The organism is Microbacterium sp., assembly GCF_041909575.1.
GTDB lineage: Bacteria > Actinomycetota > Actinomycetes > Actinomycetales > Microbacteriaceae > Microbacterium.
Genome location: NZ_JAYRDE010000165.1, coordinates 1 through 4,168, shown reverse-complemented (window position 1 = coordinate 4,168; position 4,168 = coordinate 1). Strand labels below are relative to the sequence as shown.

General features: G+C 72.9%; 4 protein-coding genes and 1 pseudogene. 1 reads left to right on the top strand and 4 read right to left on the bottom strand.

What is annotated here, in order from left to right; translation table 11 throughout:
- The 3 genes and pseudogenes from ACE3O1_RS14980 to murC form a co-directional block, all read right to left on the bottom strand.
- A pseudogene (locus tag ACE3O1_RS14980) lies at positions 1-162 on the bottom strand (cell division protein FtsZ); the annotation flags it as partial.
- Between the two features lie 167 nt (positions 163-329).
- A complete protein-coding gene (locus tag ACE3O1_RS14975; protein WP_374316407.1) occupies positions 330-1,310 on the bottom strand; it encodes an FtsQ-type POTRA domain-containing protein in 981 nt (326 codons plus the stop codon).
- Between the two features lie 6 nt (positions 1,311-1,316).
- On the bottom strand, positions 1,317-2,741 hold the full coding sequence (murC, locus tag ACE3O1_RS14970; RefSeq protein WP_374316405.1) for a UDP-N-acetylmuramate--L-alanine ligase: 1,425 nt from the start codon (positions 2,739-2,741) through the stop codon (positions 1,317-1,319).
- Between the two features lie 111 nt (positions 2,742-2,852).
- Here murC and ACE3O1_RS14965 point away from each other — a divergent pair, with 111 nt between their 5' ends.
- The gene (locus ACE3O1_RS14965; protein ID WP_374316403.1) at positions 2,853-3,224 is read left to right on the top strand and encodes a GntR family transcriptional regulator; all 372 of its coding nucleotides are present in this window, start codon (positions 2,853-2,855) and stop codon (positions 3,222-3,224) included.
- On the opposite strand, the gene ACE3O1_RS14960 is transcribed toward ACE3O1_RS14965, so the two are convergent.
- Positions 3,225-4,168: glycosyltransferase (locus ACE3O1_RS14960; RefSeq protein WP_374316401.1), on the bottom strand; the 944-nt coding region annotated here is incomplete at its 5' end.

Here is a 4,168-nt window from a genome sequence, read left to right as displayed (position 1 = left end):
GACGTCGGCATCGCTCATCAGCAGCGCCTGTGCGTCGGTGTTGACCGCGATGAACTCGACGCCGCGGAGTCCGAGCTCGATCATCCGGTTGACGGCGTTCACGCCGCCTCCGCCGACTCCGACCACCTTGATGACGGCGAGGTAGTTCTGGTTCTGGCTCATGCCGGCCTCCGTAGCCCTGGACCCTGTCGAAACCTTCAACCTCTAGTAGAGGTATAAAGAATTGCCCGGTATGCAATTCCTGAATTGAAAGTATGCGGATGCCGCGGCCCGGCGCGGACCGGCGCGGCGTGTCGCGACATCGCGTCCCAGATCCGGCCGCCGGAGGGTCAGCGGACGACGACGGCGTTCGGGGAGGACACGTCGTACGAGCGCACCGAGGCCGGCGGGCGGGCGGCCATGATCTTCTCGAGCACCGCACCCTTCGCCGCCGAGTCCTCGGCGCTGCCCCACACGACGGCGGTGTTCGTCCCGCCGAGGGTGAGGGTCACGTCGTCCGGAGTGCTCGCCGAGACCGCCGTGACCTGGCCGCGGATCTCGGGCGGGAGCGAGTGCATGACCTGACCGGCCGCGACGAAGGCATCCGATCCGACGCCCCCGCGGATGTCGAGCACCGGGAGTCCCTCCGGGCCGGTCGGCGCCGTCGACAGCGCCACCCCGGCAGCGTCGACCACCGTGGCGCCTGCACGCGTCTCGATCACGCCGATCGGGGTGCGCTCGACGATCCGCACCACCAGCTCGTGCGGCGGGCGCGCCTCCAGCGTGTAGGACTCCACGAGCGGGAAGGCGACGAGCGCTGCCTTCACGGCGCTCTCGTCCACGAGCGGGATCGGAGCTCCGAGCTGGTCCTCGAGAGCCGCCGCCACCTCGGCTTCGTCGAGCGCGTCGACGCCGACCACCGTGATGGTCTCTACGGCGAAGAGCGGACTGTAGGCGGCCCCGAGGGTCGCGAGCGCGAGCACGACGAGTGCCGCGGCCGAGCCGATCCAGACCGCGCGGCGTCGACGCTGGCGCGCTGTGAAGCGCCGGACCTCGGCGCGCAGCGCCTTGCGGCGAGCCCTCGCCGCACGCCACACCTCGCGCCAGCCCACGGGTGCCGCCTGCGCGGCATCCGCCTGCCCTCCGCCGGGGAGGCCGTCGCTGACGGCGCGTCCGTCGGGAAGCGGCGCGGGGACGGCGAGCGGGATCACCGGGGCGTCGTCGAGCTCGTCCGCGCGCAGCTCGGCGCGCTCCCGCGGAGCGCCGGACGGATCGGCAGCGGGCTTCGCGGCGCCGCGCACGGGCGGCGGCAGCGGCGACGGCCGGCGCATCCGGTCCTACTCCCCCGCGTGCGCGGCGGTCGACGGCGGGACGGTCTCCAGGGAGGCGAGCACCTGCGGGATGATGAGGTTGACGTTGCCGCAGCCGAGGGTGATGACGAAGTCGCCGTCACGAGCGACGGAGGCGGTGTAGTCCGCGGCCTGCTGCCAGTCGGGCACGAAGTGAACGTGCGCGGGATCGGCGAACGCGCCGCTGACGAGCTCACCCGTCACGCCCGGCACCGGGTCCTCACGGGCCCCGTACACGTCGAGCATGACGGTGTGGTCCGCGTGCCGCTCGAGGACCTCGGCGAACTCGCGGTACATCTCCTGCGTGCGCGAATACGTGTGCGGCTGCTGGATCGCGATGATGCGGCCGTCGCCCACGACCGTGCGCGCGGCGACGAGCGCCGCCTCGACCTCGGTCGGGTGGTGGGCGTAGTCGTCGTACACGCTCACTCCGCGCACGGCGCCGTGCAGCTCGAACCGGCGAACCGTTCCGGCGAAGTCCTCCACGGCCCGCACGGCCGGTTCGAGCTCGAATCCGAGCGTCAGCAGAACCGCGACGGCCCCCGTCGCGTTGATCGCGTTGTGGGCGCCGGGAACAGGCAGCCGGGCGGGCACCGAGACACCGGCGTGCGTGACGGTGAACGCCACCGGACCGTCGGTGCGGATGTCCTCCACCCGCACGGTCGCGTCCGCCGACTCGCCGAACGTGACGACGCGCGGATGGGTGAGCCGCTCGGTCACGCGCCGCGCGCCGTCGTCGTCGGACGAGATGACGACAGCCTCGCGGGCTCGGTCCCCGAAGCGTGCGAAGGCGTCGTAGAACGCGTCGCGCGAACCCCAGTGATCGAGGTGGTCGGGGTCGACGTTCGTGATCAGCGCGACCGAGGTGTCGTAGAGCAGGAAGGTGCCGTCGGACTCGTCCGCCTCGATCACGAACAGGTCGTCCGAGCCGGTGCCGCTCGAGACCCCGAGCTGCGCGATCACCCCGCCGTTGACGAACGTCGGGTCGGCGTCGAGCGCCCGCAGCGCCGTCACGATCATGCCGGTCGAGGTCGTCTTGCCGTGCGCGCCGGCGACCGACACGAGCCGGCGTCCGCCGATCAGCCAGTACAGGGCCTGCGAACGATGGATCACGTGCAGGCCGCGCTGCTTGGCCAGAACGAACTCGGGGTTCTCGGGCCAGATGGCACCCGTGTGCACGACCGTGTCGACGTCGTCGCCCAGGTTCGCCGCGTCATGCCCGACATGCACGTCGGCACCGAGTGCCGCGAGCTCGCGCAGCGCGGGGCTGTCCGCTCGGTCCGAACCGGACACGCGGATGCCGCGGGCGAGGAACATGCGCGCCAGCCCCGACATGCCGGAACCGCCGATTCCGATGAAGTGCGCGGCCTCGATGTGCTCGGGGATGGGGAGGGACAGGTCGGGTCTGATCATGACCCGTCAATCCTAAGTTGGGCGGCCGGTGCCGCGGGCCCGGCGCGCTGGGCTCCCACGACCCCCGCGGATCGTGTTGACACATCCCGGGCGGCTCGGAACGATGGCGGGATGATCGCGATCGACCCCGCCTCTCCGGTGCCGCCGTTCGAGCAGCTGCGCGCCGGGTTCGTCGACGCGATCTCCTCGGGTGAGCTCTCGGCCGGTCACCGGCTGCCGACCGTGCGCCGGCTCGCCGAGGACCTCGGCCTCGCGCCGGGTACGGTCGCACGCGCGTACCGCGAGCTGGAGGCATCCGGGATCGTCGAGACGCGCGGGCGCAACGGCACCTTCGTGTCGTTCCACGGCGACCCGGCTCACCAGGAGGCCCAGCGCGCCGCGGCGGTCTTCGCCGAGCAGGTGCGCGCGCTCAGGCTCGACGCCGACGAGGCGCTGGCCCTCGTCGCCGCCGCGCTGCGGGGCGGCGGCACCGCACCGGTGTGATCAGCGCCCGAGCGCCTCGTCGATGAGCGCCACCACGTTCTCGGTGCCGGTGCGGGTGCCCACGGATGCCGCGGCCGCCACCATCGCCGCGCGCCGGTCGTGGTCCGCGAGCAGCGGAATGACCTCGGAGCGGACGCGGTCGCCGGTCAGCTCGCCGTCGGGGATCAGGACCGCCGCGCCCGCCCGGATCGCCGACGCGGCGTTGAGCGCCTGCTCGCCGTTGCCCACCGCATACGGCACGTACACCGCGGGGATGCCGAGGGCGCTGATCTCGCTCACCGTCGCGGCGCCGGCGCGCGAGACGATGAGGTCGGCCAGGGCGAAGGCGAGGTCCATGCGGTCGACGTACCGGCGCACGGCATAGCCCGGTGCACCGGGATCGGCGAGATCGGACCGCTCCCCCGTCACGTGCAGCAGCTGCCATCCGGCTTCCAGGACGTCGCGCCACGCCTCGCCGTGCCCCGCGCCGAACGCCTCATTCAGGCGCTGCGCGCCGAGCGAGCCGCCGAACACCAGGAGCACCGGGCGCTCCGCGTCGAGCCCGAAGCACGCGGCGGCCTCGTCGCGGAGCGCCGCGCGGTCGAGCTCGACGATCTCGCGCCGCAGCGGCATCCCGACCACATGGGAGCGCTTGAGAGGCGTGCCCTCGAAGGCGACCCCGACCTTCGCGGCCGTGCGCGCACCGAGAACGTTCGCCATGCCCGGCCGCGCGTTCGCCTCGTGCACCACGAACGGCACGCGCGCGCGACGGGCCGCGACGTAGGCGGGAGCGGACGCGTACCCTCCGAAGCCCACCACGACGTCGACGCCGCGGGCGACCAGGTGCGCGCGAACCTGCGCGACGGCGCGCGGGAACTGCACCGGGAACGACGCCGCGGCGCGGTTCGGGCGCCGCGGGAAGGGCACCTTGTCGACGAACAGGAGCTCGTACCCGCGCTCGGGAA